Origin of the sequence: Methylococcus sp. ANG (assembly GCF_040730495.1) — a bacterium.
In the GTDB taxonomy this organism is placed as follows: Bacteria; Pseudomonadota; Gammaproteobacteria; order Methylococcales; family Methylococcaceae; genus Methylococcus.
This window is the reverse complement of record NZ_CP160399.1, coordinates 2,057,103-2,082,259: the sequence shown is the minus strand read 5'-3', so window position 1 is coordinate 2,082,259 and position 25,157 is coordinate 2,057,103. Positions and strand designations below refer to the sequence as shown.

Sequence of the window (25,157 nt, the reverse complement as noted above, 5' to 3'; positions counted from 1 at the left end):
AGATGAAAGCCATCCTGCTCGCGACGATCGGCGTGACGCTGGCGGCCACTGCCGCCGCGGCACCTTCCACCCAGGTCGCCTGGACGCCGGCGACCCTCGACTTCGTCAAGAAGGGCGACGCCGACCGCGGCAAGGCGCTGTCCGCCCCCTGTGCCGGCTGCCACGACGGCACCGGCGCCAATCCCAACCTGAACGGCCAGTTGCCGACCTACCTCTACCGCCAGTTGCAGGACTACAAGAGCGGCACCCGCCAGGACCCGGCCACGATCATGAACGCCATGGCATCGGCCTTGAGCGACCAGGACATGGCCGATTTGGCCGCCTGGTACGGCAAACAAGCGCCGATGCTCGGTGCCGGCGGAGCGGCGGATGCCACCGGCATCGCCGAACGGGGGGAAGGCCGGCGCATGGAGCCGGCCTGTTCGAGTTGCCACGGCGGGGCCGGGCAGGGCGAAAAGGTCGACACGCCCCGTCTGGCGGGCCAGAATGCGGCCTATCTCGAAGCGACCCTCCTGGCCTACAAGAGCGGCCAGCGCGCCAACGACATCTACAGCCGCATGCGGCTGATCGCCGGCAAACTCAGTGACGCCGAGATTCGGCAATTGGCCGACTATTACTCCAAGCTGAAATAAGATGCCGGCAGCACGGAGGGCGCGGTTTCCCGTCGCGCCCTCGTCTGCGACCTGATACGCCGCCCTCCTGCGCTATCCTTTCTCCTCCCCATCCGGGTCAGGGAGAATGCCCCATGTCCATCCACGCTTCCGTGTTGTCGCGCCGAAACGTCATTGCCGGTGGCTTGTACGGTTTGCTGATCGGCGATGCCGTCGGCCGCTGCTATGAATTCAAACCCGCCGCGGACTTGCCGCCGCCCGAAGCCATCGCCATGCGGCCGCCGTCCGGCTATCCCGCCACCTATCCGTTCGTTCCCGCCGGCACCTGGACCGACGATGGCGCCCAGGCACTGGCCCTGCTCGATTCGCTGCTCGAATGCGGCCGGCTCGACCTGGAGGATTTCGGCGCCCGCCTCCTGGCCTGGTGCGACGAGGGGGCCTACACTCCCGACGGGCAGGTGTTCGACATCGGCATGCAGACCGCCCGCGCGTTCAGCCGGATGCGCGCCGGGATACCCGCCGCTCGGGCCGGCGACGCGCACGAGCACGCCAACGGCAACGGCGCCCTGATGCGGGTGCTGCCGCTGGCGCTGTGGCACAGGGGCGCTGACGCGGAGCTGGTGAGGCTGGCGATCGAGCAGGGCAGGCCCACCCATGGGCACCCCCGCAGCGGCGTCGCCTGTGCGACGTACTGCCTGCTGGCGCGGCGGCTGCTGCAAGGCGAAACCGCCGAGGTCGAAACCCTCGCCAGCGGGTTGCGTGAATTCCTGAATGACGACGAGCGGGTGCAACTCGACGTGCTCATGACTGCGCCGCAACGGGCACATCCCGCCGGCACCGGCTACGTCGTAGACACCTTCTGGAGCGCGCTGCGTGCGCTGGAGGCATCGAGCTACGACGCCGTCATCCGTGCCGCCGTCGGTTTCGGCAACGACACCGACACCACCGCCTGCATCGCCGGCGGCCTAGCCGGCATCCGCTTCGGGATCGAAGGCATCCCGGCCGACTGGAAAGACGAGCTGCGCGGGCGGGACCGGGTCGAGGGCCTGCTGGAGCGTCTGGCGCGCGTTTGATCTTCTCCCAGCCCTGGCCGATACTTTGTTGAAATTTTCAACAAGCGAGGCAATCCCCATGGCGACCGTCAATTTCAGCGTGCCGGAAGACGTCAAGAACGCCTTCAACGAAACCTTCAAAGGCCAGAACAAGAGCGCCATCATCGCCGAGCTGATGCGCGAAGCGGTGGAGCGCGCGGCGCGCAAGCAGCGCGGCGCCGACGCGATCGGCCGGATTCTCGAGCGTCGCCGGCATGCCCCGGCCGTTACGGATGAAGAGCTGCGCGCCGCACGGGAAGAAGGCCGTCCATGATCCTGGTGGTCGATGCCAGCGTCGCGCTCAAATGGTTTTTTCAGACCCGCGACGACGAGCCCGACAGCGACCTGGCATTGGCTATCTTGGCCGGCGTGGTCGACGATCGGATTCAATTGCTCCAGCCACCCCACTTCATCGCGGAAGTGGCCGCCGTCCTCGCGCGGGAAAAGCCGGAACAAGCCCCGGATGACATCGCCGATCTGTTGCGCATCGAATGTGCCTTTGCTGATACCTTAGAGACCTATACGACCGCCATCGATCTTTCCATCCGTCACCGGCATCATCTTTTCGATACCCTCTACCACGCCGTCGCTCTGAACACCCCCGGTGCCACCTTGGTCACCGCCGACCGGCGTTATTACGACAAGGCGTGCGGTTTGGGGCGGATCGTCTGGCTGGCCGATTTCCGGTTACCTTCCTAAGACAGGACAGCGAATGACCGATTTCCAGGATACGCTCCCCCCAAAAAACTCCAATCGCAACGAACTCAAGGACGCCATCCTCCGCCAATGGGTCATGCTCCAGCTCATTCCGCGGGAGCCGGGCGGAGTCACGGCCCAGCAACTCCAAGCCAAACTGGCCGGCATCGATCCCCTCTACGAGGTCCATAAGCGCACCGTCGAGCGCAACCTCATGGCCCTGATGTCGGTATTTCCCGCCCTGGACTACCGGGCCGGACCGAACGGCAATCTTTGGTTCTGGCAAAAGGACGCGGTTCTCGACATTCCCAAGCTGGATGCCAAAACCGCCTTGATGTTCCGGCTGGCCGAGGCGTTTCTCGCCCCGGTGCTGCCGCGTTCGACACTGAGCGAACTCCGCCCGCACTTCCGGCGGGCTCAGGAAATTTTGGATGCGGCAGGTGACGATCAGCACTCGATCTGGCCTGCCAAAGTCCAGGTCATACCCAACAGCCAGCCCCTTCTTCATCCAGACGTCCGTCCGGACATTCTCGAAGTTGTTTATGCCGCGCTGTTCGAAGATCGCCGTTTCCAGGCGCGCTATCGTCCTCGCAACGGACCGGCCCGAGATTACGAGGTCAGCCCTCGGGGTCTGGTGATACGTGATGGCATCATCTATGTCGTCGCCACGCTTTTCGAATACACGGATCTGAAGCACCTGGTACTGCATCGGATGGAAACCGCCTCCCTGCTCGACAGTCCGGTTTCTCCCATGCGCAGCTTCAAGCTGGAACGCTACGCGAAAACCTGTTTCGACTACCCATTGGACGTTCTGAGCGTGACCACCTCCGGTACCGTGACGCCCCCGGCCAAGCTCAAGGTGCAACTGTTGTTCGACGCCGAAATCGCCGTCCATCTCGAGGAATCGCCCCTAAGCGAGGATCAGCGCAGCGAACGCTTGCCCGATGGCCGCGTCCGGTTCCGCGCCACGGTCGCCAACACCCAGCGCCTGCGCTGGTGGCTGCTCGGTTTCGGCGATCGGGTCGAAGTCCTGGAGCCGCCGGCTCTCCGCGACGAAATCGCCCTGACCTTGAGCAACGCGGTGCAGCGCTACCAAGCATGATCCCCCCCCCGGCGCGACCTAATTTGTCGCGGCTCTGAGCTAGTTTTTCCACTGTAATCGCCGTTTCAGGAATGTTCACTTCGAACGGGAGGAAAGGGTATGACGCACAGCAAAGACACCGCGCGGGCTCTGCGCCGCCATCATCTGGCCCGCCTCAAGAAAGCACGGCGCCTCGACTTCGGCGTGCCGCCGTCCGATCAAGGCGATCCACGCCGGCTCGGCCGCCACGTCACCACGCCCGCGGCTTGCAGTTGCTGGATGTGTGGCAATCCGCGCCGCTTCTTCAAGGACAAAACGGTCCAGGAAAAGATTTGGGACGGCAAGCTCAGGGAGGAAAGGGAAGACGACACGGGCCAACAACAAACCTGATTGACGGTTCGGCAGGCATGGTGTTCACGTTCGCCTCCAACTTTCCTTAGACCGAAAGGCGTGGAAATGAAGACTCAAGTCGTTATCGAAGGAAGCAGCAAGCCGGTCAAAGTCATCTGGATGATTGGACGCTGCATGACATGGGTCGGATGCCTGATTTTGTCAGCCATGTTTTTCATCGAATACAAATATCCTTATCTCACCGCAACGACGGCTTTGGGGGTGGTAATTCTTGGCGGAATATTCATAGCTGTCGCGAAATTCATGAATTTCTGGGATCGCGGAAGCATATAAACATCATAGGAAATTATGGAAGGGATGCCGCCGTTTCATATCCGCATCTGACAATACGTCGTCCAACACCAAGACGCCGATGCCGTTTGGATGAGATTTCGACCACGAGAGTGGAAAAAACTCATGGGCGCGACCTAATCTGTCACGACGTCTCGCTATCGTGAGTGCCGTCGAGACACGCAGGTCAGTGTCTCCAGACAGACTTTCTCAATCGTATTCACGGAGGTTTCCCATGGCGGCACAAGATGCTCAGAACACTCAGAACCTGTCTTGAAAAACAAAACGTAGTAAAGTCAATGGTCCCTGGACCTGACGAGCGAAGCCATTGAGTTATCCGAGTGATTTGAAAGAGCACGAATGGGCGCGGATAGAGCGCTACTTTCAGCCCAATGATCGGCGAGGCAGCGGGTGTAAGCATTCGCGAAAACGCATCGTCGATGCCATTCTGTACTTGGTGAAAACGGGTGCCCAGTGGCGGCAGTTGCCCAACGACTTTCCTCCGTGGAAAACGGTGTACGACCATTTCAGCCGCTGGAACAAAAACGGCGTTTGGGAACGCGCGCTGGACGACTTGAATCGGCAACGGCGAAAAAAAACGGCAGAGCGCCCTGTCCCCGCTACGGCATCATTGATTCGCAAAGCGTCAAAACCCAGTACGACAGCGAAGAGCGTGGCATCGACGGCGGCAAAAAAGTGAAAGGCCGCAAACGCCATATCGTGGTCGATGTCTTGGGCAATCTGTTGCACGTCCAGGTTCATGCCGCCAACCTTCACGATACGGTGGGGGCTTGCGAGGTGCTGCGTCGAGCCGCGGAAAAGCATCCCGGTCTACAGGCCTTTTCCGGCGACGCCGGGTATCGCGGCACCGCCGTTCGGTTTGTCGACGAGACCTTGGGGTTGACGCTGCATATTTCCGAGAAGATCAAAGATGGCTTCGCAGTCCTGCCCAAGCGCTGGGTGGTCGAGCGCACCTTCGCTTGGCTCGGGTCGTTCCGCCGACTCGCCAAGGATGTCGAAATCCTCACCGCCACTGCCGAAAACATGATTCGCATCGCCATGCTCAAGCTGACTCTTGCTAAATGTGCTTAAACTTTTACCAGACAGGTTCTAAGGGTGATCAAAGACGAGCCGGACGTGTCGCAGCTGCCAGAACCCACCGAGATAACTTGATTGATCGTTCCCACGTTCCAGCGTGGGAACGCCAGCTGGGGGCGCTCCAGCGTCCCGAACTGAAGGAGAAACCGTATGGGCAGAAGCCGCTATGTGATTCTGGAGCCCGAAAAACCCCATTTTCTGACCTGCACGGTCGTCGAGTGGCTTCCCGTCTTCACCCGGCCGGATTCGGTCCAGATACTCCTCGATAGCTGGTCCCATCAACGCGCGAACGACGGTTTGCGGCTCTTCGGCTATGTGATACTGGAGAATCACCTGCACTTCGTTGGCCAGGCACCATGGTTGGATAAATGCTTGAGCAGCTTCAAATCGTACACAGCCGCCCGGCTCATCGAACTGCTGGAGGCGCACAAGGCGGAGCGCCTGTTGGCCCGTCTGCGGTTTGCCAAGCGGGCGCATAAGAAGGATCGGGAATACCAATTCTGGCAAGAAGGCTCCCATGCCGAAATGGTTTTCAGCGACACTGTGATGCGGGAGAAGCTGGACTATATCCACCAAAACCCGGTGAAGCGCGGATATGTGGACTTGCCCGAACATTGGCGGTATTCGAGCGCGCGGAATTATGGCGGACAGGCAGGAATGATCGAGATCGACCGGTGGTGCTGAAGGAAATGGGACGCTGGAGCGTCCTTGGCTGCGTTCCCACGCTGGAGCGTGGGAACGATTAAATACCCAACACCCTTTTCCCGTAATCATGACCCCCCTCAACATCGTCTTCTCCAACCGCTTCGAATCCCTGGCGGACCGTCTGTTCGACGATCTGGCGCCAGGACCGGCCGATCCATTCGTGGCGGAGCAGCTCATCGTGCCCAGCGTCGGCATCCGGCGGCGGCTGGAGCTGGATTGTGCGGACCGGTTCGGGGTGTGCGCGAACGTCGAGTTCAGCTATCTGGCGCAATGGCTGTGGGCGCGGATCGGGCAGGTGATCGAGGTGGGCGAGTCCTCGCCGTTCGAGCCGGCCACCTTGACCTGGCGGGTGTTTCGGGCACTGGGCGAGGAAACGCTGGTCTCGGCGCATCCGCGGCTGGCGTCCTACGTGGAGCGGGCCGATGCGGCTATGCGGTTCGATCTGGCGCAGCGGGTGGCGCGACTGCTCGAGCAGTACATCACCTACCGCCCGGATTGGCTGGCGGCCTGGCTGGGAGGCCAGCCGGCCGAGGGTCTGACGGAGGCAGGCCGGGAAGACGAGGCTTGGCAAGCGGCGCTGTGGCGGGCGCTGATGGGCGAGATGGGGGCGCGGCAGGAGCATCCTTCGGCGGCGTTCTTCCGGGCCGTGGAAGCGCTGGGGCCGGAGGCGATACGCCGGGCCGGACTGCCGGAGCGGGCCCATCTGTTCTGCCTGCCGACCATTCCGCCGCTGTATCTGGACATCCTCGGCAAGCTGGCGCGGTGGACCGAATTGCACCTGTACGTGCTGAACCCTTGCCGGGAATATTGGTTCGAGATCGTCGATCCCAAGCGGCTGAGCTACTTGGCGGCTCGGGGCGATGCGCTGTACCGCGAGACCGGCAACCGCCTGTTGGCGACCTGGGGACAGCAGACCCAGGCGCACATCGATCTGTTGTTCGACAAGGCGGAAGGGGCGGTGATCGACGATGCCCGGTTCGAGCCGCCGGATCGGATGGGCCTGCTGGCGGCGGTGCAGGAGGCCATCCTCGATCTGCGCGATCCCGAGCCGGGTTCCTGTGCGTCCGTGGCCGGGGACCGCAGCATCGAGGTCCATGTCTGCCATTCGCTGGTGCGGGAGCTGGAGGTGCTGCACGATCAGTTGCTGGCGATGCTCGGGGGGGATGGCCCTCACCCCAACCCTACCCAGGAACCTATCGGGATCGTAGGGCGGATAAGCTGCGGCGCATCCGCCAAATTCAGCTTCGCTGCTCTTCGAGTCGGCTCCGCTGCTCTTCGAGTCAGCGCGGAGGTGGATGCGCTACGCTTATCCACCCTACCCGTAGGTTCCGGGGAACAATCCGGTGCGCTGCGCGAGCATCCATTGAAAGTCTCGGACATCCTGGTCGTGACGCCCCGGCTGGAGGAGGCTGCGCCTTTGATCGATGCGGTGTTCGGCACGGCGCCGCCGGCGCGGCGGATTCCCTACACCATCACCGGCTTGCGCAGGACGGTGGAGAACCCGGCCGCCGCCGCGCTGCTGGCCCTGCTCGATCTGTTCGCCTCCCGCTGCAAGGCCAGCCAAGTGTACGAGTTCCTGCAGCGTCCGCTGGTGCACACCCGCTTCGGCCTGGAACCGGATGACCTGGAGCGCGTCCACGGTTGGTTCCGGGCGGCGGGGATCCGCTGGGGGCTGGACGATGCGCACCGGAAGGCGGCCGGTGTGCCGGAGGTGGAGCGGCACAGCTTCCGCGACGGTCTGGACCGGCTGTTCCTGGGCTATGCGCTGGGGGACGTCCCCGCGCCGTTCGACGGGCGTTTGCCGGCGGCGGATGCGGAAGGGTCGGAGGCGCTGGCGCTAGGCGGGTTCGCCCATTTCGTCGACACCCTGGACCACTGGCACCGTGCCTGGAGCACGCCGGCGGCACCCGAGGCCTGGATCGAGCGGCTGAATGCGCTGGCCGGCGATTTCCTGGCCGAGACGCCCGAAACCGTCTCCGATCTCCAGGAGGTCCGCGCAGCCATCGCCGCGCTGAGCCGGCATTGGGCCGAGGCCGGCGTGACCGAGGCGATCGCGCCGGACGTGGTGCGGGCGGCGCTGGAAGCGCTGCTGGACGATCCGGCCCGGGGCGGCCTGCCGTCCGGGCGGGTGACCTTCACCGCCATGGCCAGTCTGCGCAGCCTGCCGTACCGGGTGGTCTGCGTCGTCGGCTTGAACGACGGCGTGTTCCCCAGTCCGGACCGGCCCACCGAGTTCGATCTGATCGCCCAGACCCCGCGCCGCGGCGACCGCCAGCGCCGCCACGACGAGCGCAATGTATTCCTCGACCTGCTGCTGGCGGCGCGGGAGCGGCTGTACCTGAGCTATACCGGCCGCAGCGTGCGCGACAACGCCCCTCTGCCGCCCTCGACGCTGCTGTCGGAGCTGCTGGATTACGTGCTGCCGCTGGTGGCCGCCGAGGGCGAGAGTCCGGAAGAGGCGCGGCGCCGGCTGGTGGTCGAACATCCGTTGCAGGCGTTCTCGCCGGTGTATTTCGATGCCGCGGCGCCGAAGGATCCGCGGCTGGTCAGTTTCAATGCGGAATATTGCGAGGCTTTGAAAGCCGCGGCCCCGCCGGTTCCCGTCTCCCTGGACGAAGACTCGGGCGAGGACGAGCCGCCCGAGAGCGCCGCGCCGTTTTTCCCGGCGAAACTGTCCGAGCCGGAGCCCGAATGGCGCGAGCTGAGCCTGGACGGCCTGAAGCGCTTCCTGCGCAACCCCTGCCGCTATCTGCTGGAGCAGCGCCTGGGGCTGACCCTGGCCGAGGGCGAGGAGGAGCTGGCCGACGACGAGCCGTTCCTCCCCGGTTACTTCGACCGCGGCGAGCTCGCCGAGCGGCTGCTGCCGCTGATGCTGTCCGGCGCCGCGGACGAGGCGGTCGAGGCGGCGGCGAAGGCGGGCAACGAGTATCCGCAGGGGCGGCTCGGCGAACTGCTGCTCGAAGGGGAGCTGGCGCGGATTCGGGATTATGCGAAGCGGATCTCGGAACTGACACGGGAGGAGCCGCTGGAGCCGCTGCCGGGCGCGCTGGTTTTCGAGATCGAGGGCGAAACCTGGACCCTGAGCGGCGCGCTCGGCCAGGTGCGGCCCCGTGGGCTGGTGGGCTGGCGCTACGACGACACCCGGCCGGCGGATTATCTTTCCGGCTGGCTGGATCATCTGTTCCTGAATGCCTTGGCGGTCCGATGCGTGGAGCCGGCCACGACCTGGATTTCGCGGGACGGCGAATACCGGCTCCGGCCGGTGGCCGCGGCGCATGAGCGATTGCGCGAGCTGGTCGCGCTGTATCGGGAGGGTCTGCGCCTGCCGCTGCATTTCTTCCCCAAGAGCGCCTGGGCCTGCGCCTTGAAGCTGCGGCAGGGCGAGTCCGAGGCCGCCGGGCGCGAGGCGCGCAAGCGCTGGGAGTCGTCCGACTACGGCCGCGGCGAATCCGAAGACCCCGCCTACCGGCAGGCCCTGAGGGGCCAGGCCGATCCCCTGGACGGCGAATTCCTCCGCGCCGCCGAAACGGTGTTCGGCCCGCTGCTGGATCATCTGGAAGACGAGCGCATCGCATGAGTGCGGCACAAGCCCTGGACGTGTTCCGCTGCCCGCTGGCGGGCATCAACCTGATCGAAGCCTCCGCCGGCACCGGCAAGACCTGGAACATCTGCGGCCTGTACCTGCGGCTGCTGCTGGAGCAGGAGCGGGCGGTGCAGGACATCCTGGTCGTGACCTTCACCAACGCGGCGACGGCCGAGCTGCGCGAGCGCATCCGCGGCCGGATCGCCGAGACCCTGGGGTTCCTGAACGGGACGGGCGGGGCGGCGGGCGATCCCTTCGTTCCCGGCCTGGTGTCGGCGCTCGAAGGGAAGCTGGACCGGGAGACGATGCGGGAGCGGCTGGACCGGGCGCTGCTGGCCTTCGACGAGGCCTCGATCTTCACGATCCACGGCTTCTGCCAGCGCGCCCTGGCCGGCACCCCTTTCGCCGCGGGTCTCCCCTTCTCGCTGGAGCTGGTGCAGGACGACGCGATGCTGGCGCAGGAAGTCGCCAACGATTTCTGGCGCAGGCGGGTCGCGGCCGGCGACTTGAGCCGGCTCATGATCGCCCATCTGCTGGAGGCCGGCGACGATCCGGAGAAATACGCAGGCCTCTTCAGGCGCGCACTGGCTAAGCCGCTGTCGGACAGACTGTGGCCCGATCCGGTGGAAATGCCGGACGAGCGGGACGAGCAGGCTTTGCAGGCCGCGTTCGGCGCGGCGCAGCGGCTGTGGCGGGCGGATGCGGCCGGCATCGTCGGCCTGGTGGTGGAGGCGCTCGACGGGCTCAACGGCGTTTCCTACAAGCCGGCTTCCGTCGAACTGGCGCGCATGGGGTGGGAGGCTTGGTTCGGCGCAGGCGATCCTCTGGTGCCAGCGGAGGACAAGATCCGGCTGTTCCGGACATCGGTGCTGGAGAAGGGGACGAAGAAAGGCAAGACCACGCCGTCCCATCCGTTCTTCGATGCGGCCGAAAACCTGCTGGCGCTCAAAGACGGCATCCGGGAGCGCCAGGCGGCCGCGCGCCTGGGCCTGATCCGGGAGCTCGTCGAACAGGGCGCGGAGGCGTTGCGGGCGGAGAAACGTCGGCGGCGGGTCATCGGCTTCGACGACATGCTGTGGAACGTCCATGATGCCCTGACTTCGGGCCGCTATCCCTGGCTGGCCGAGACCCTGCGCAGCCGCTATCCGGTGGCGCTGATCGACGAGTTCCAGGACACCGACCCCCTGCAATTCGCCATCTTCCGTGCCCTCTACATGGCCGAAGCTGCGGAGGCCGGGCCGGTGTTCCTGGTCGGCGATCCCAAACAGGCGATCTACAGCTTCCGCAACGCCGATCTGCACACCTATCTCGGCGCCCGCCGCCAGGCCGGCCGCGAATACACGCTGGCGGAAAACCAGCGCTCGGTGGCGGGCGTGATCGATGCCTGCAACGCCCTGTTCGGCGCCAACCCCCGCGCCTTCATGCTCGACGGCCTCGATTACCGTCCGGTCAAACCGGGAGCCAAGCCGCGCCCGGCTTTCGCCGACGCCACCGAGCCGCGCGCACCGTTCCAGGTCTGGCTGCTGCCGAAGGACGAGGCGGGGGACTGGGTGCTGCGGGCGGAAGCGATGCGGCGCTGCACCGATACCGCCGCCGCCGAGATCGCCCGCCTGATCCGCGAGGGCGGAGCGGGGCGCATCCGGGTCGGCGGGCGGGCCTTGCGCGCCTCGGACATCGCGGTGCTGGTGCGCAGCCATGCCCAGGGCCGGCGCATCCGCCAGGCCCTGGCGGGGCAGGGGGTGGGCAGTGTCGAGCTGTCGCAGGCCAGCGTGTTCCACGCGCCGGAGGCCGAGGAGATCGAACGCATTCTGCTGGCGGTGCTCGAGCCCAGCCGCGACCGCTTGCTGCGGGCCGCGCTGGCGACGGAGATCATGGGTTGCGATGCGTTGAGAATCGCCGAGATTTCGGCGGACGAAAACCGCTTGCTGGAAAGCCTGCTGCGCTTCGGCGAATACCGCGAGCTGTGGCACCGGCGCGGCTTCGGGCCGATGTACCGGCGGCTGCTGCACGACGAGGGCGTGGCCCAGCGGGTGCTGGCCCGGCCCGGCGGCGAACGCCGGTTGACCAATCTGCTGCACCTGGGGGAGCTGCTGCACCAGGCCCAGGCCGGCCTGACTTCGCCCGACGCCCTGCTGCGCTGGCTCCAGAGTCGGCGGCGGGATACCTCGGCCCAGGAAGACGCCCAGTTGCGGCTGGAGTCCGACCAGAATCTGGTGCAGATCGTCACCATCCACAAGTCCAAGGGCCTGGAGTATCCGGTGGTGTTCTGCCCCTATCTGTGGGACGGGTACCGCAACTCGCGGGGCGGGCAGGAGGGCGTCGAGTACCATGACGAAGCCGGCGTCCCGGTGCTCGATTTCCGTCCGGAAGCCAAAGACGATGCCGAGATCAAGGGCCGGCGCCGGCTGGAAGAGGACGCCGAGACCCTGCGCCTGATCTATGTGGCCCTGACCCGCGCGGTGCAGCGCTGTTATCTCTTCGCCGGGGTTTACGGGGCCAAGGCCGGCGGCTCGGTGTCCTACGGCGAAAGCACCCGCAGCATGCTCAACTGGCTCGCCTGCGGGAAGGATCACAGTCCCGAGCAATGGCGAGATACCAAGACCAAGCTCGATCCGGCGCGGATCGAAGCCGGCTGGCACGGCTTGGTGATGGCCGGCGTCGCGCCGATGCCGGCCATCACCGTGCCCGCGGCGGCGGAACCGCCGCCGGGCCTCGAGCGGCTGGCGGCGCAGACGCCGCCGCCTTGGATTCCGCCGGGCTGGTCCACGGGCAGCTTCACCTCCTTGAGCCGTGCCATGGAGGCCGGCGCCGAGGGGCGCGACCACGATGCCCTCAGCGTGGCCCCCGGCCTGGGTCCGCCGCCGCCGGCGCTGCCCGAGAGCGACGTCCTGCGCTTTCCGCGCGGCGCTTCCGCCGGCATCTGCATCCATCATGTGTTCGAGCATGCCGATTTCACCGATCCCACCGGCTGGGACGGCGCCATCGGCCGCGCCCTGGCGCTGCAGCCGCAGGGCCCGGAACCGGCAGCACCCGCCATGCTTAGGAGGCTGCTGGGCGACGTGCTCTCCACCGATCTGGGCGACGGCTTGAAGCTGAACGGCATAGGCCGCGGCCAGCGGCTGAGCGAGCTTTCCTTCCGCCTGCCGGCCGAGGGGCTGGAGCCGGTGCGGCTGAACGCGTTGCTGCGCGATCACGGTTATTCGATAGGCAAGCTGGATTTCCGGACGCTGAGCGGCTATCTGCAGGGCGCCATCGACCTGGTGTTCCGCCACCGGGGCCGCTATTACCTGCTGGACTGGAAGTCCAACCATCTCGGCTATGCGCGCGAGGATTACGGCCCGGAAGCGCTGGCGGAGGCCATGGCCGCGGAGGGCTATCATTTGCAACACCTGCTCTACACGGTCGCGCTCGACCGCTACCTCGCCCGCCGCCTGCCGGACTACGCTTACGCGACCCACTTCGGCGGCGTGTACTACCTGTTCGTGCGCGGCGTCCGGCCGGCCTGGAACGGCGCCGGCGTCTATTTCCACCGGCCCGCGGAGGACTGCGTCGCCGCGCTGGATGCTTTGATCGGCGGGAGGCTCGAGGCATGAGCGCCGCCGAATCAGTCTTGCTCCCTTCCCCCTTTGGGACAAATCTGCCAGGAGCAGATTTGCATTTACCCGGAGGGCGCTGGGCAGGAGTTCAGCGTGAAAGGGCCGGGGATGAGGGCAACTCTTCGCCACAGCACCTGCTCGCCGCCGGCTTCGCCCGCCGTTGCCTGCGCTGGGCAAGGAACCCGTCGGCGCCCGAGGTGCTGGAACGGGCGGCTTACCTGGCCAGCTTCGCCACCACGGAGGGCCATGTCTGCACCGATCTGGCCGAACTGGCCGAAGACTTCCCGCAGCATCGCCCGGAGTCTTTGCGGACGATGCTGCTCGGTTCCGGCGTGGTCGGTACGCCCCAGGGCCAACCTTGCCCGTTGATTCTGGACGACGATGGGCGGCTCTACCTCTACCGCTATTTCGACTACGAACGTCGCCTGGCGTCCGCCTTGCAGCGGCTGGCACATGGCCGTGGCGGTCTGGCGCCGCCGTCGGAGGCGGTGCGGAGCCTGTTGAACGCCCTGTTTCCAACCCGAGCCGGCGGCCCCGACTGGCAGAAGCTCGCCGCCGCCCTGGCCCTACTGGGCCGGCTCACGGTCATCAGCGGCGGGCCGGGTACCGGCAAGACCACCACGGTGGTGAACCTGCTGGCCTGTCTGATCGCCCAGAATCCGGACTGCCGCATCGCCCTGGCCGCGCCCACCGGCAAGGCCGCGGCCCGCATGCTGGACGCTTTGCGTGAGCGGGCGGCGCATCTGCCCGAGCCCATCCGTGCGAAGCTTCCGGATGCCGCCGGCACGATCCACCGCCTGCTGGGCGTGATCCCCGGAAGCGGTCATTTCCGCCATCATGCGGAGAATCCGCTGGCCGCCGATGTGCTGGTGGTCGACGAGGCCTCGATGCTCGATCTGGGCTTGGCCACCAAGCTGGTGGAAGCGGTGTCCCCCAGCGGGCGGCTCATCCTGCTGGGCGACAAGGACCAGCTCGCCGCGGTGGAGGCCGGGGCGGTGTTCGCCGAACTCAGCGCCGATCCGGGGCTGTCTCCGCCGATCATCGAACGTCTGGCCGCCCTGACGCAGACTGATCCGGCTGCCATCGTCACCTCCGCGCCCGTCCAGCCTACTCCGCTCAAGGATTGCGTGGCCTGGTTCACGCAGAACTACCGCTTCCGCGGCGATTCCGGCATCGGGCGGCTGGCGGCGCGGGTCAACTTGGGCGAGGCCGAGGCGGTGATCGCGGACTTGCGGGCCGGTGGGGAGGACGGCGTCAGTTGGCTGGAAGACGGCGCGGCTTCGCCCGGTCCGGACCTGCTGCACGTGCTGCTGGGCGGCTATGCCGATTACCAAGCCGTCATGCAAGCCGGCCCGGCAGCGCCGGAAGCGGCGTTCGCCGCCTACAACCGCTTCCGCATTCTCTGCGCGGTGCGCGAATCCCCGCGCGGGGTGGTGGCGGTCAACCGGCTGATCGCCCGCGAATTCCGCCGCCGGCTCGGTTTGGGGGCGGACGAACGGGCCGAATGGTATCCGGGCCGGCCGGTCATGGTGCTGCGCAACGATTACGTGCTGAAGCTGTTCAACGGCGACATCGGCATCGTCCTGCCCGAGCCTTCCGGCGAGCTGCGGGTGCGCTTTCCCGACGCCGACGGGGGGTTCCGCGCCATCCCGCCCGCCCGGCTGCCGGAGCACGAGACCGCCTTCGCCATGACCGTGCACAAGTCGCAAGGCTCGGAGTTCGACCAGGTGGCGCTGCTGCTGCCGGACCGCGTCTCGCCGGTGCTCACCCGCGAACTGGTCTACACCGGCATCACCCGGGCCCGGCGCGCGGTGTCCCTCATTGGCGGCGCCCCGGTGCTGGCGGAGGCCATCCGCCGCCGCACCCGCCGCCACTCCGGCCTGATCGCCCGGCTTAGGGAGATTCAATCGGGGTTGCAAGGAGAATCGCCATGAGCCGGACCGGCCCTTGCCGCTGGCTGTTTTTCATCCCCGCGGTCCTCGCGGCTTTGCCGGCGTTTGTCCTGGCCGAGCCGGCGAAGCCTCCGTTCTGGCCGGACACCGGCGCCGGCCGCCTCGCCGCGCTGGCGCTGATCCAGACCCTCAACGCCGAGCTTTTGGCGAGCCGCAGCGCGACGCTGGTGCTGGAAAAATGGTGCCGCGATTATCGGCTGGCGACAGAGCCGCGTATCGTGGCCGAGCGGGTGAAGGGAGAAGACAAGGCGCCCGATGCCGAACAGCTCCAGCGGCTGGGCGTGGCATCCGCCGCCGAGCTGAAGTACCGCCGGGTCCGGCTGAAATGCGGCGAACGGGTGCTGTCCGAGGCGGACAACTGGTACGTCCCTGCGCGCCTGACGGCCGAAATGAACCGGCTGCTGGACGCCACCGACACGCCGTTCGGCAAGGCGGTGGCCGCGCTCGAGCCTTATCGCCGGGCCGTCTCGACGCGGCTGCCATGGTTGCCGTTGCCGGACGGCTGGGCTGTGGCGGGGCGGGTCGGCTCCACCGTGCAATCGAGGCGCCGCCTGGCGATTCCGGCGGAACTGCTGGAGCACCGGGCCGTGCTGTACACGCGCGATCATCTTCCGTTTTCGGAAGTTCACGAGGTCTACCAGCGGGATCTGCTGGAATTTTCGCCGCGCCTGCCTTGAGCGGTGGCTGCCAGCGGAAGGGAAGACAAAGTATTGGCAAGCGGGGATGACATCGCTATAATGCCCGCTTCTTGTCGAATTACGACAGGCGCGTAGCTCAGTTGGTTAGAGCACCACCTTGACATGGTGGGGGTCGTTGGTTCGAGTCCAATCGCGCCTACCAGATATCCCGGGAAGCATCGCAAGGCGATGCTTTTTTGTTTGTGGGTTCGAGTCAAACCGCGAGCGTCGATATTATGCCCGTCGTTACCTTGCCCGACGGTTCCCGCCGGGAATTCGATCATCCCGTCACGTTGCTGCAGGTGGCCGAGTCCATCGGGCCCGGGCTCGCCAAGGCCGCGCTGGCCGGGCGGGTGGACGGCAAGCTCGTCGATCTTTCCCATCGCATCGAAGCCGATGCCCAGGTTGCACTGGTCACGGCGCGCGATGCCGACGGCGTGGAAGTGATCCGCCATTCCACCGCTCATCTGCTGGCGCAGGCCGTCAAGGCGCTCTATCCGCAGGCCCAAGTGACCATCGGCCCGGTCATCCAGGACGGTTTCTACTACGATTTTTCCTTCGAGCGCCCGTTCACCCCGGAAGACCTGGAGGCGATCGAGGCCAAGATGCAGGAGCTGGCGGCCCAGGCCCTGCCGGTCGAGCGCAAGACCATGCCGCGCGAGGATGCCATCGTCTATTTCCAGGGTCTGGGCGAGGTCTACAAGGCCGAGATCATCGAGGCGATCCCGGCGGGCGAGGTGATCTCGCTGTATTCCCAGGGCGATTTCACTGATTTGTGCCGCGGCCCGCACGTGCCGGACACCGGCCGGCTCAAGGCCTTCAAGCTGATGAAGATCGCCGGCGCCTACTGGCGCGGCGACTCGCGCAACGAGATGCTGCAGCGCATCTACGGCACGGCCTGGGGTGACAAGAAGGATCTCGCCGCCTACCTGCAGCGGCTGGAAGAGGCGGAACGGCGCGACCACCGCAAGCTCGGCAAGGCGCTGGACCTGTTCCACATGCAGGAGGAAGCGCCCGGCATGGTGTTCTGGCATCCCAAGGGCTGGACCCTGTGGCAGGAGATCGAACAGTACATGCGCCGGGTGTTCCGCGACAACGGCTATCAGGAGATCCGTACCCCGCTGGTGGTGTCCAGGACTCTGTGGGAGCGCTCCGGCCACTGGGAGAAGTTTTCGGACGAGATGTTCACCACGGCGTCGGAGGAGCGCGACTACGCGATCAAGCCGATGAACTGTCCCTGCCACGTGCAGGTCTACAACCAGGGCTTGAAGAGCTATCGCGATCTGCCGCTGCGGCTGGCCGAGTTCGGTTCCTGCCATCGTAACGAACTTTCCGGCGCCTTGCACGGTCTCATGCGGGTACGCGGCTTCACCCAGGACGACGCGCACATCTTCTGCACCGAGGAGCAGATCCAGGACGAGGTTTCGCGTTTCATCGACCTGCTGTTCAAGGTCTACGCCGATTTCGGTTTCAGCGAAGTCCAGATCAAGCTGTCCACCCGGCCGGAAAAGCGGGTCGGTTCGGACGAAGTCTGGGACAAGGCCGAGCATGCGCTGGAAACGGCACTGAACGCCAAGGGGCTGGCCTGGGATCTGCAGCCCGGCGAGGGCGCGTTCTACGGCCCCAAGATCGAGTTTTCGCTGAAGGACTGCCTGGACCGCGTATGGCAGTGCGGCACCGTCCAGGTGGATTTCTCCATGCCGGACCGGCTCGGGGCCAGCTACGTCGCCGAGGACGGCGCCCGCCATGTGCCGGTCATGCTGCACCGGGCGATCCTCGGTTCCATGGAGCGGTTTGTCGGCATCCTGACGGAACACTACGCCGGCCACTATCCGTTGTGGCTGGCGCCGGTGCAGGCGGTGGTGCTCAACATCACCGACCGGCAGGCCGATTACGCCCAGGAAGTGGCACAAGAGTTTGTCTCTAAAGGATTTAGAGTCATCGCCGACTTGAGAAATGAGAAGGTCGGCTTTAAAATCCGCGAACATTCCATGCAGCGGGTACCTTATTTGCTTATCGTTGGCGATAAGGAAATCGAAGCGGGAAGCGTCAGCTTGCGGACGCAAGACGGTAAGGATCACGGCAGTTTCGGGATAGGCGATCTGGTGGTGAAGTTCACCGAGGAATCGATGAAGCGCGCCGTGAGTCATTAACACATCGGAGGACTGGGGTTATCACTGCCAACGACAAGAAAGAGCCGCGACTCAACGAGGAGATCACGGCCCCCGCCGTCAGACTGATAGGCGCGGATGGACAACAGCTCGGGATTGTTTCTACGCGAGAGGCCAGACAGATCGCCTACGATGCCGATCTGGACCTGGTCGAGATTTCGCCCACTTCTGACCCGCCGGTGTGCCGGGTCATGAACTACGGCAAGTTTCGGTTCGAACAGAACAAGAAGCTTCAGGCTTCCAAAAAGAAGCAGAAGCTGATCCAGATCAAGGAAGTCAAATTCCGGCCGGGTACGGACGAAGGCGACTACCAAGTCAAGCTGCGCAATCTCATTCGCTTTCTGAATGACGGCGACAAGGCCAAGATCACCGTGCGGTTCCGTGGGCGTGAACTGGCGCACCGCGAACTCGGCATGGACCTCTTGAAGCGGATCGAAACGGATCTGGAAGAATACGCGTCGGTGGAACAGTTCCCGAAACTGGAGGGGCGTCAGATGAGCATGACCCTGGCCCCCAAGAAGAAAAAGGCTTAGAGACTCTGGAGATTAAAGAAATGCCCAAGATCAAGACCAATCGCGGCGCCGCCAAGCGCTTCAAGCGGACCGGTTCCGGCGGCTTCAAGTGCGTGCAGTCGCATCGCCGCCACATCCTGACCAAGAAGTCCACCAAACGCAAGCGCCAGCTGCGCAGCCCGGACATGGTGCATCCGTCCGACGTGCGTGCAGTAGCGCGCATGCTGCCGTACACCTGATCAGTCCCGTTACCGAGTTACCGCAAGAGGAATAAGCCATGGCACGAGTCAAGCGCGGAGTGATAGCGCGCGCCCGTCACAAGAAGGTCCTGAAGCAGGCCAAAGGTTATTACGGCGCCCGCAGCCGTGTTTACCGCGTCGCCAAACAGGCGGTCATCAAGGCCGGCCAGTACGCCTACCGCGACCGCCGCCAGAGGAAGCGCCAGTTCCGCGCCCTCTGGATTACCCGCATCAACGCCGGCGCGCGCGAATTCGGCCTGTCCTACAGCCGTTTCATCAGCGGTCTGAAGAAGGCTTCCATCGAGATCGACCGCAAGGTTCTGGCCGACCTGGCCGTCCGCGACAAGGACGCCTTCGCCGAGTTGGCCCGCATCGCGCAGGGCTGACCGCGCACGCGTCGTACCCGGCGGTGGCTTTACGCTTCCGCCGGATTTCTTTCGCCATCACAAGATTAGCCCCGTCGTGAATTCGCCGCCCGAGTCCACCCTGGAACAAGCCGCGCGCCTGTTGGCCGAGGCCGGAAACGTCGCCGAGCTGGACCAGGTCCGGGTGCGTTATCTGGGCAGGAAGGGCGAGTTCACCGAGCAGATGAAGACGCTCGGGGCGCTTTCGCCGGAGGAGCGCAAGGCGTTCGGTCAGCGCGTCAATCAGGCGCGCGACGAATTCCAGCGCTTGCTGGACCGGCGCAAGGCGGAGCTGGAAACCGAGGCGCTGGCTCAACGCCTGTCCAGCGAAACCATCGACGTCACGCTGCCCGGCCGCGGCCAGCGGCCCGGCGGGCTGCATCCCGTCACCCTGACCCTGCGCCGCATCACCCAGTTGTTCCGCAGCGTGGGTTTTTCGGTGGTCGAGGGACCGGAAATCGAGGACGATTTCCACAATTTCGAGGCGCTGAACATCCCGGCCCATCATCCGGCCCGCGCCATGCACGACACCTTTTATTTCAGTGAGCACATGTTGCTGCGTACCCACACCTCGCCGGTGCAGATTCGGGTGATGGAATCGGGGCAGCCGCCGCTGCGGGTCATCGCGCCCGGCCGGGTCTACCGCTGCGATTCCGACCTCACCCACACCCCGATGTTCCACCAGGTCGAGGGTTTCTGGGTGGACGAAAACGTCAGCTTCGCCGATCTCAAGGGGACGCTGTACGAATTCCTGACCGGCTTTTTCGAGAAGGACTGCGCGGTGCGGTTCCGCCCGTCGTACTTTCCGTTCACCGAACCTTCCGCCGAGGTCGACATCGAGTGCGTGATCTGCGACGGCCAGGGCTGCCGTGTGTGCAAGCATACCGGCTGGCTCGAAGTCATGGGCTGCGGCATGATCCACCCTCGTGTGTTCGGGGCGGTCGGCATCGATCCGGAGCGCTACGGCGGTTTCGCCTTCGGGCTCGGAGTCGAGCGTTTGACGATGCTGCGCTACGGCATCAACGACCTGCGCCTGTTCTTCGAAAACGACCTCAAATTCCTGCGGCAGTTCAAGCCGTTCTGACCCTGAAAGTTCCCGTCGAATAGCCGACATGCGCCTGAGCGAAGCCTGGTTACGCCAATACGTCAATCCTGCGGTCGACACGGCCGGGCTGGTCCACCAGCTGACCATGGCGGGCCTCGAAGTCGACGGCGCCGAGTCCGCGGCGGCCGATTTCAGCGGCGTGGTGGTCGCCCGGATCGTGGAGGCGGCCCCGCATCCCGAAGCCGACCGCCTGCAGATCTGCCGGGTCGACGCCGGCCGCGGCGAGCCGCTGCAGATCGTCTGCGGCGCGGCCAATGCCCGCGCCGGCCTGGTGGCGCCTTTGGCGACCGAAGGCGCGGTGCTGCCCGGTTCCCTGACGATCAAGCGTTCCCGGCTGCGCGGCGTCGAATCCTTCGGCATGCTGTGCTCGGCCAAGGAGCTCGGCCTCGAGGAGAACGCGTCCGGCCTGCTGGAGCTGCCCGCCGACGCGCCGGTCGGCGCCGACATCCGCGATTATCTGCAACTCGATGACCGAGTTCTGGAAGTCGATTTGACCCCCAACCGCGCCGATTGCCTGAGCGTGGAGGGCATCGCCCGCGAAGTGGCGCTCATCAACCGGCTGCCGTTTCAGGGTGTCGAACCCGGAACGGTCACCGTCGGCGGCGACCGGCGGCTGGCCGTGCATCTGGATGCGCCCGAAGCCTGTCCGCGCTATCTCGGCCGGGTCATCGCCGGCATCGATGCCGGGGCGGAAACCCCGCAATGGCTGAAGGAGCGCCTGCGCCGCAGCGGGCTGCGCAGCCTGGGGCCGGCGGTCGACGTCACCAACTACGTGCTGCTCGAGCTGGGCCAGCCTCTGCATGCCTTCGACCTGGCGAAGCTCTCCGGCGACATCCATGTACGGCAGGCCCGCGAAGGCGAACCCCTGAAGCTGCTGAACGGGGAAGAAATCACCCTGTCTTCCGAGGTGCTGGTCATCGCCGACGAAGAAAAGCCCTTGGCGCTGGCCGGCATCATGGGCGGCGAACGGAGCGCGGTGGGGGAAGCCACCACCGACATTTTTCTGGAATGCGCCTTCTTCTCGCCCGCCCGCATCATGGGCAAGGCGCGCCGGTACGGTCTGGCGACCGATTCCTCCCACCGCTTCGAGCGGGGCGTCGATCCGGCGTTGCAGCGGCGGGCGATCGAGCGGGCGACCGCGCTGCTGCTGGAGATCGCCGGTGGCGAAGCCGGCCCCGTCACCGAGGCGGTGCGTGAGGATCTGCTCCCGGTCCGGGCGCCGATCCGCCTGCGTGAGCGGCGCATCGGGCGACTGCTCGGCCTGAGCCTGGCGCGGGGCGAGATCGCCGACATTCTGACCCGCCTCGGCATGGGCGTCGAAGAGGACGAGCAGGGCTGGACGGTCACGCCGCCGAGTTTCCGCTTCGACATCGCCCTGGAGGCCGACCTCATCGAGGAAATCGGCCGCGTCTACGGTTACGACGACATCCCCCGGCGCCGCCCCGCCGTGGCTTCGGCGATGCAGCCGGCGTCGGAAACCGTGCTCGGGCTGGACCGGGTCAAGGACCTGCTGGCCGACCGCGGCTACCAGGAGGTCATCACCTACAGTTTCGTGTCCGCCGAGATGCAGCGGCGGATCGATCCGGAACTCGAGCCCGAAGCCCTGCTGAATCCGATTTCCGCCGATCTGGCGGTGATGCGGACCAGCCTTTGGACAGGCTTGTTGGACGCCGCGCAGAAAAACCTGAGCCGCCAGCAGGAGCGGGTGCGTATCTTCGAGACCGGGCTGAAATTTTTGAGGCGCGACGGGCTCCTCGAGCAGCGCAATACCCTGGCCGGCCTCGTCCTGGGTTCCGTCCTCGACGAACAATGGGGAGAGCAATCCCGGCCGGCGGACTTTTTCGACGTGAAAGCCGACGTCGAGGCTATACTGGGCTTGACCGGCAAGGCGACGGTTCGCTTCCGTGCGGCGGTCCATCACACCCTGCATCCCGGCCAGAGCGCCGAAATCCTGATCGGCGGTGCCGGCGCCGGCTGGCTGGGCACGCTGCATCCGCAAATCGAGCGCGACCTCGGATTCGAGCAGCCGGTCTTTCTGTTCGAACTCGACGCCGGGGCGCTGCTGCAACGCGATCTGCCGCGGTTCGCGCCCTTGTCCCGCTTCCCGCACGTGCGGCGCGATCTGGCCCTGGTGGTGGAGCGGGCGCTGCCGGCGGCGGAGCTGCTGGAAGCCGTCGCCGCGAGTGGCGGGGCCCTGGTTCGCGACACGGTGTTGTTCGACGTTTACGTGGGAGCCGGCGTGGAAGCCGGCAAGAAGAGCGTGGCGCTCGGCGTCACCCTGCAGGACGCGGAGGATACGTTGACCGACGATCGGGTGGACGAGGTCATGGGCCGGATCGTGGCACGGTTGGCGGCTGATTTTGGTGCGAAATTGAGAGAATGAGGCAATGGCGCTAACCAAAGCGGACATGGTCGAAAGGTTGTTTGCCGAGCTTGGCTTGAACAAGCGGGATGCCAAGGAACTGGTCGACCAGTTTTTCGAAGTCATCAAGGCTTCGCTGGAAAGCGGGCGTTCGGTAAAACTCTCCGGTTTCGGCAACTTCGATCTGCGCGACAAGCGCCAGAGGCCGGGCCGGAATCCGAAGACTGGCGAAGAGATCCCGATCACCGCGCGGCGCGTCGTGACCTTCAAGGCGGGCCAGAAACTCAAGGCCACGGTCGAAGCCCTCCAGGATGAGGAACAGGCTGAATCGGGCGTCGAGCGAGTCGAGGAGGCATGACGCGGGTTCCGGACCTCCCGGCCGGACCCGCTTTTGTCCAGGGGGGCGGCGCCGATAGCCGGCCGCCATTCATGAAATCGGGATCAGGGACATCCCCGGTCTCGAGCCTTTTTACCAAGCCGGCGTTTCGAGGGGAGGGGCGGGTCCGCCTCCGGCCGGGCCGCCGCCCACGGTCTGATAAAATGGGTTCTTGTCGAACTTTCCGGATTCGCGAACAGACATGACGTCAGGCAAGCCGATCGAAGTCGGGATCATAGGCGGGACTGGTTATACCGGTGTGGAATTGCTGCGCATACTGGCGCTGCATCCCGGCGTCCGCATTCGCGCCGTCACCTCCCGCGTGGACGCCGGCAAGGCCGTTGCCGATCTCTATCCCAACCTCCGCGGCCGCGTGGAGGCCGTCTTCACCGATCCCGAGGTGGAGAATCTCGGCGGCTGCGATGTGGTGTTCTTCGCCACCCCCAACGGCATCGCCATGCAATCGGCGCCGGCATTGCTCGAGCAAGGCGTCGTCGTCATCGACCTGTCGGCGGATTTCCGCCTGAAGGATGCGGACGAGTGGGCGCACTGGTATGGGCAGGCGCATGCCTGTCCCGAGCTGCTGGAAGAGGCCGTCTACGGCCTGCCGGAAGTCCGACGCGATGCGATCCGCTCGGCGCGTTTGATCGCCAATCCGGGCTGTTATCCCACGGCGGTGCAGCTCGGGCTGATGCCCTTGCTGGAAAACCGGCTGGTGGCGGCGGACCGCCTCATCGCCGACGTGAAATCCGGCGTCAGCGGAGCCGGACGCAAGGCGGAAATCCCGCTGCTGATGAGCGAAACCGGCGAGAGTTTCAAGGCCTATGCCGTGGGGGGGCACCGGCACTGGCCGGAAATCGTGCAGGGCCTGGTGCAGATGGCAGGGGAGCCGGTCGGGCTGACCTTCGTGCCGCATCTCCTGCCGATGATCCGTGGCATCCATGCGACCCTCTACGCCGTGCCGGTCGATGAGCCGGGCGACATCCAGCGGCTTTACGAGGAGCGCTACCGCGGCGAGCCGTTCGTCGACGTGCTGCCGGCCGGCAGCCACCCGGACACGCGCAACGTGCGCGGCTCCAACCGCTGCCAGATCGCGGTGTTCCAGCCCCGGGAGAGCGGCCAGATCGTGGTGCTGTCGGTGCTCGACAACCTGGTCAAGGGCGCCGCAGGCCAGGCGGTGCAGAACATGAACCTCAGATTCGGTTTCGAGGAAACCACCGGCCTTCAAGCCATCGGCCTGTATCCATGAAGACGACGCACCTTTCCGTTCTCGAAACCTTGACCACGGTGCGCGACTATATCCGCTGGGGTGCGACGCGTTTTTCCGAAGCCGGCGTGTTTTTCGGCCACGGCACCGGGACCGCGCTGGATGAAGCCGCCGCCCTGGTCATGCACGTGATCCGCCAGCCGCACGACATGCCCTCGGGGTATTTCTCCGCGGTGCTGACGTTCGAAGAGCGCGAGCGCATCCTGCACCTGGTCGAGCGCCGGATCGAGGAGCGCGTGCCTTTGGCCTATTTGACCCACGAGGCCTGGTTTGCGGGCCTCAAGTTCTACGTGGACGAGCGGGTGCTGGTGCCGCGCTCTCCCATCGCCGAACTGATCGAAAACCAGTTCCAGCCCTGGCTCGAGCCCGATGCGGTCGGCGACGTGCTCGACCTTTGCACCGGCAGCGGCTGCATCGCCATCGCCTGCGCCGAAGCCTTTCCCCAGGCGCGGGTGGATGCCGTGGACATTTCCGGCGGCGCGCTGGAAGTGGCTCGGATGAACGTCCGCGCCCATGGGCTCGAAGACGCCGTGCGGCTGGTGCATTCGGATCTGTACCGGCAGCTCGAGGCGGGGCGTTACGATCTGATCGTGAGCAATCCGCCTTACGTGAATCTGCAGGAATGGCGCGACTTGCCTTCCGAGTACCATGCCGAGCCCCGGCTCGGGCTGGAATCGGGCGAGGATGGGCTGGACTGCGTGCGTCGCATCCTCGCCGGCGCGGCGGACTGGCTCAAGCCCGGCGGCGTCCTAGTGGTCGAAGTCGGCTCCAGCGCCGAAGCGTTGGCGGCGCTGTACCCGGAGGTCGATTTCCTCTGGCTGGATTTCGAGCACGGTGGCGAGGGGGTTTTCCTGTTGACCGCGGCCCAGGTCGAAAGGCACAGGAATCTGTTCGAGAGTTCGCTCGGCCCGGAAACCGCGGTGGCCCGCAAGACCCTCCAATAAGCCCAG

22 protein-coding genes, 1 tRNA gene and 1 pseudogene are annotated in these 25,157 nt (G+C 65.6%); all 24 read left to right on the top strand.

The genetic code is table 11. The features are described 5' to 3' along the window. The first annotated feature begins 2 nt into the window (after positions 1-2). The 24 genes and pseudogenes from ABZN20_RS09980 to prmB all read left to right on the top strand — a co-directional run bounded on the left by ABZN20_RS09980 (position 3) and on the right by prmB (position 25,151). Complete coding sequence (locus ABZN20_RS09980; protein ID WP_218807724.1) at positions 3-632, top strand: c-type cytochrome; 630 nt, start codon at positions 3-5, stop codon at positions 630-632. Between the two features lie 113 nt (positions 633-745). Continuing rightward, positions 746-1,684: an ADP-ribosylglycohydrolase family protein gene (locus ABZN20_RS09975; protein ID WP_367025148.1), complete on the top strand. Its 939-nt coding sequence runs from the start codon at positions 746-748 to the stop codon at positions 1,682-1,684. A 58-nt stretch (positions 1,685-1,742) separates the two neighbouring features. After that, positions 1,743-1,976, top strand: coding sequence for a hypothetical protein (locus tag ABZN20_RS09970; protein WP_218807722.1), 234 nt, complete (start codon positions 1,743-1,745; stop codon positions 1,974-1,976). Then, on the top strand, positions 1,973-2,401 hold the full coding sequence (locus ABZN20_RS09965; RefSeq protein ID WP_218807721.1) for a type II toxin-antitoxin system VapC family toxin: 429 nt from the start codon (positions 1,973-1,975) through the stop codon (positions 2,399-2,401). The genes ABZN20_RS09970 and ABZN20_RS09965 overlap by 4 nt, the downstream gene beginning before the upstream one ends. Before the next feature lie 13 nt (positions 2,402-2,414). Next, positions 2,415-3,500, top strand: coding sequence for a helix-turn-helix transcriptional regulator (locus ABZN20_RS09960; RefSeq protein WP_218807720.1), 1,086 nt, complete (start codon positions 2,415-2,417; stop codon positions 3,498-3,500). Positions 3,501-3,599: 99 nt separating this feature from the next. Next, positions 3,600-3,869, top strand: coding sequence for a hypothetical protein (locus ABZN20_RS09955; RefSeq protein WP_367025147.1), 270 nt, complete (start codon positions 3,600-3,602; stop codon positions 3,867-3,869). 66 nt (positions 3,870-3,935) lie between these two features. Further along, the gene (locus ABZN20_RS09950) at positions 3,936-4,163 is read left to right on the top strand and encodes a hypothetical protein (protein WP_367025146.1); all 228 of its coding nucleotides are present in this window, start codon (positions 3,936-3,938) and stop codon (positions 4,161-4,163) included. A gap of 325 nt (positions 4,164-4,488) precedes the next feature. Then, positions 4,489-4,665, top strand: a pseudogene (locus ABZN20_RS09945) (transposase); the annotation flags it as partial. Further along, positions 4,665-5,252 carry an IS5 family transposase gene (locus ABZN20_RS09940; protein WP_367025145.1) on the top strand — a complete coding sequence of 196 codons (588 nt, stop codon included), beginning with the start codon at positions 4,665-4,667 and terminating at the stop codon, positions 5,250-5,252. The pseudogene ABZN20_RS09945 and the gene ABZN20_RS09940, both read left to right, overlap by 1 nt. A gap of 156 nt (positions 5,253-5,408) precedes the next feature. Then, positions 5,409-5,942: an REP-associated tyrosine transposase gene (locus ABZN20_RS09935; protein WP_218807712.1), complete on the top strand. Its 534-nt coding sequence runs from the start codon at positions 5,409-5,411 to the stop codon at positions 5,940-5,942. Positions 5,943-6,030: 88 nt separating this feature from the next. Next, positions 6,031-9,540: an exodeoxyribonuclease V subunit gamma gene (locus ABZN20_RS09930; RefSeq protein ID WP_367025144.1), complete on the top strand. Its 3,510-nt coding sequence runs from the start codon at positions 6,031-6,033 to the stop codon at positions 9,538-9,540. Beyond that, entirely contained in the window at positions 9,537-13,139 is a 3,603-nt protein-coding gene (gene recB / locus ABZN20_RS09925) for an exodeoxyribonuclease V subunit beta (protein WP_367025143.1), read from the top strand. The genes ABZN20_RS09930 and recB overlap by 4 nt, the downstream gene beginning before the upstream one ends. A gap of 59 nt (positions 13,140-13,198) precedes the next feature. Beyond that, positions 13,199-15,076, top strand: a complete 1,878-nt coding sequence (gene recD, locus ABZN20_RS09920; protein ID WP_367027520.1) for an exodeoxyribonuclease V subunit alpha — start codon at positions 13,199-13,201, stop codon at positions 15,074-15,076. Further along, positions 15,073-15,771, top strand: a complete 699-nt coding sequence (locus ABZN20_RS09915; protein ID WP_367027519.1) for a hypothetical protein — start codon at positions 15,073-15,075, stop codon at positions 15,769-15,771. The genes recD and ABZN20_RS09915 overlap by 4 nt, the downstream gene beginning before the upstream one ends. 86 nt (positions 15,772-15,857) lie before the next feature. Next, positions 15,858-15,934: transfer RNA gene (locus tag ABZN20_RS09910), tRNA-Val, on the top strand. A 73-nt stretch (positions 15,935-16,007) separates the two neighbouring features. Next, positions 16,008-17,924 (top strand): threonine--tRNA ligase, encoded by a 1,917-nt coding sequence (thrS, locus tag ABZN20_RS09905; protein WP_218807708.1) that lies wholly within the window; start codon positions 16,008-16,010, stop codon positions 17,922-17,924. 20 nt (positions 17,925-17,944) lie between these two features. Continuing rightward, on the top strand, positions 17,945-18,475 hold the full coding sequence (gene infC / locus ABZN20_RS09900; RefSeq protein ID WP_218808959.1) for a translation initiation factor IF-3: 531 nt from the start codon (positions 17,945-17,947) through the stop codon (positions 18,473-18,475). A gap of 20 nt (positions 18,476-18,495) precedes the next feature. After that, positions 18,496-18,693, top strand: coding sequence for a 50S ribosomal protein L35 (gene rpmI, locus ABZN20_RS09895; RefSeq protein ID WP_010960033.1), 198 nt, complete (start codon positions 18,496-18,498; stop codon positions 18,691-18,693). Positions 18,694-18,731: 38 nt separating this feature from the next. Next, positions 18,732-19,079, top strand: a complete 348-nt coding sequence (gene rplT / locus ABZN20_RS09890) for a 50S ribosomal protein L20 (protein WP_010960034.1) — start codon at positions 18,732-18,734, stop codon at positions 19,077-19,079. A 76-nt stretch (positions 19,080-19,155) separates the two neighbouring features. Continuing rightward, a complete protein-coding gene (gene pheS / locus ABZN20_RS09885) occupies positions 19,156-20,181 on the top strand; it encodes a phenylalanine--tRNA ligase subunit alpha (RefSeq protein WP_367027518.1) in 1,026 nt (341 codons plus the stop codon). Between the two features lie 28 nt (positions 20,182-20,209). Continuing rightward, positions 20,210-22,585, top strand: a complete 2,376-nt coding sequence (gene pheT / locus ABZN20_RS09880; protein ID WP_367027517.1) for a phenylalanine--tRNA ligase subunit beta — start codon at positions 20,210-20,212, stop codon at positions 22,583-22,585. A gap of 4 nt (positions 22,586-22,589) precedes the next feature. After that, positions 22,590-22,922 carry an integration host factor subunit alpha gene (locus tag ABZN20_RS09875; protein WP_218807705.1) on the top strand — a complete coding sequence of 111 codons (333 nt, stop codon included), beginning with the start codon at positions 22,590-22,592 and terminating at the stop codon, positions 22,920-22,922. Positions 22,923-23,142: 220 nt separating this feature from the next. Next, positions 23,143-24,189 (top strand): N-acetyl-gamma-glutamyl-phosphate reductase, encoded by a 1,047-nt coding sequence (gene argC, locus ABZN20_RS09870; RefSeq protein ID WP_367027516.1) that lies wholly within the window; start codon positions 23,143-23,145, stop codon positions 24,187-24,189. After that, positions 24,186-25,151: a 50S ribosomal protein L3 N(5)-glutamine methyltransferase gene (gene prmB / locus ABZN20_RS09865; RefSeq protein WP_218807703.1), complete on the top strand. Its 966-nt coding sequence runs from the start codon at positions 24,186-24,188 to the stop codon at positions 25,149-25,151. The genes argC and prmB overlap by 4 nt, the downstream gene beginning before the upstream one ends. Positions 25,152-25,157 lie beyond the last annotated feature (6 nt).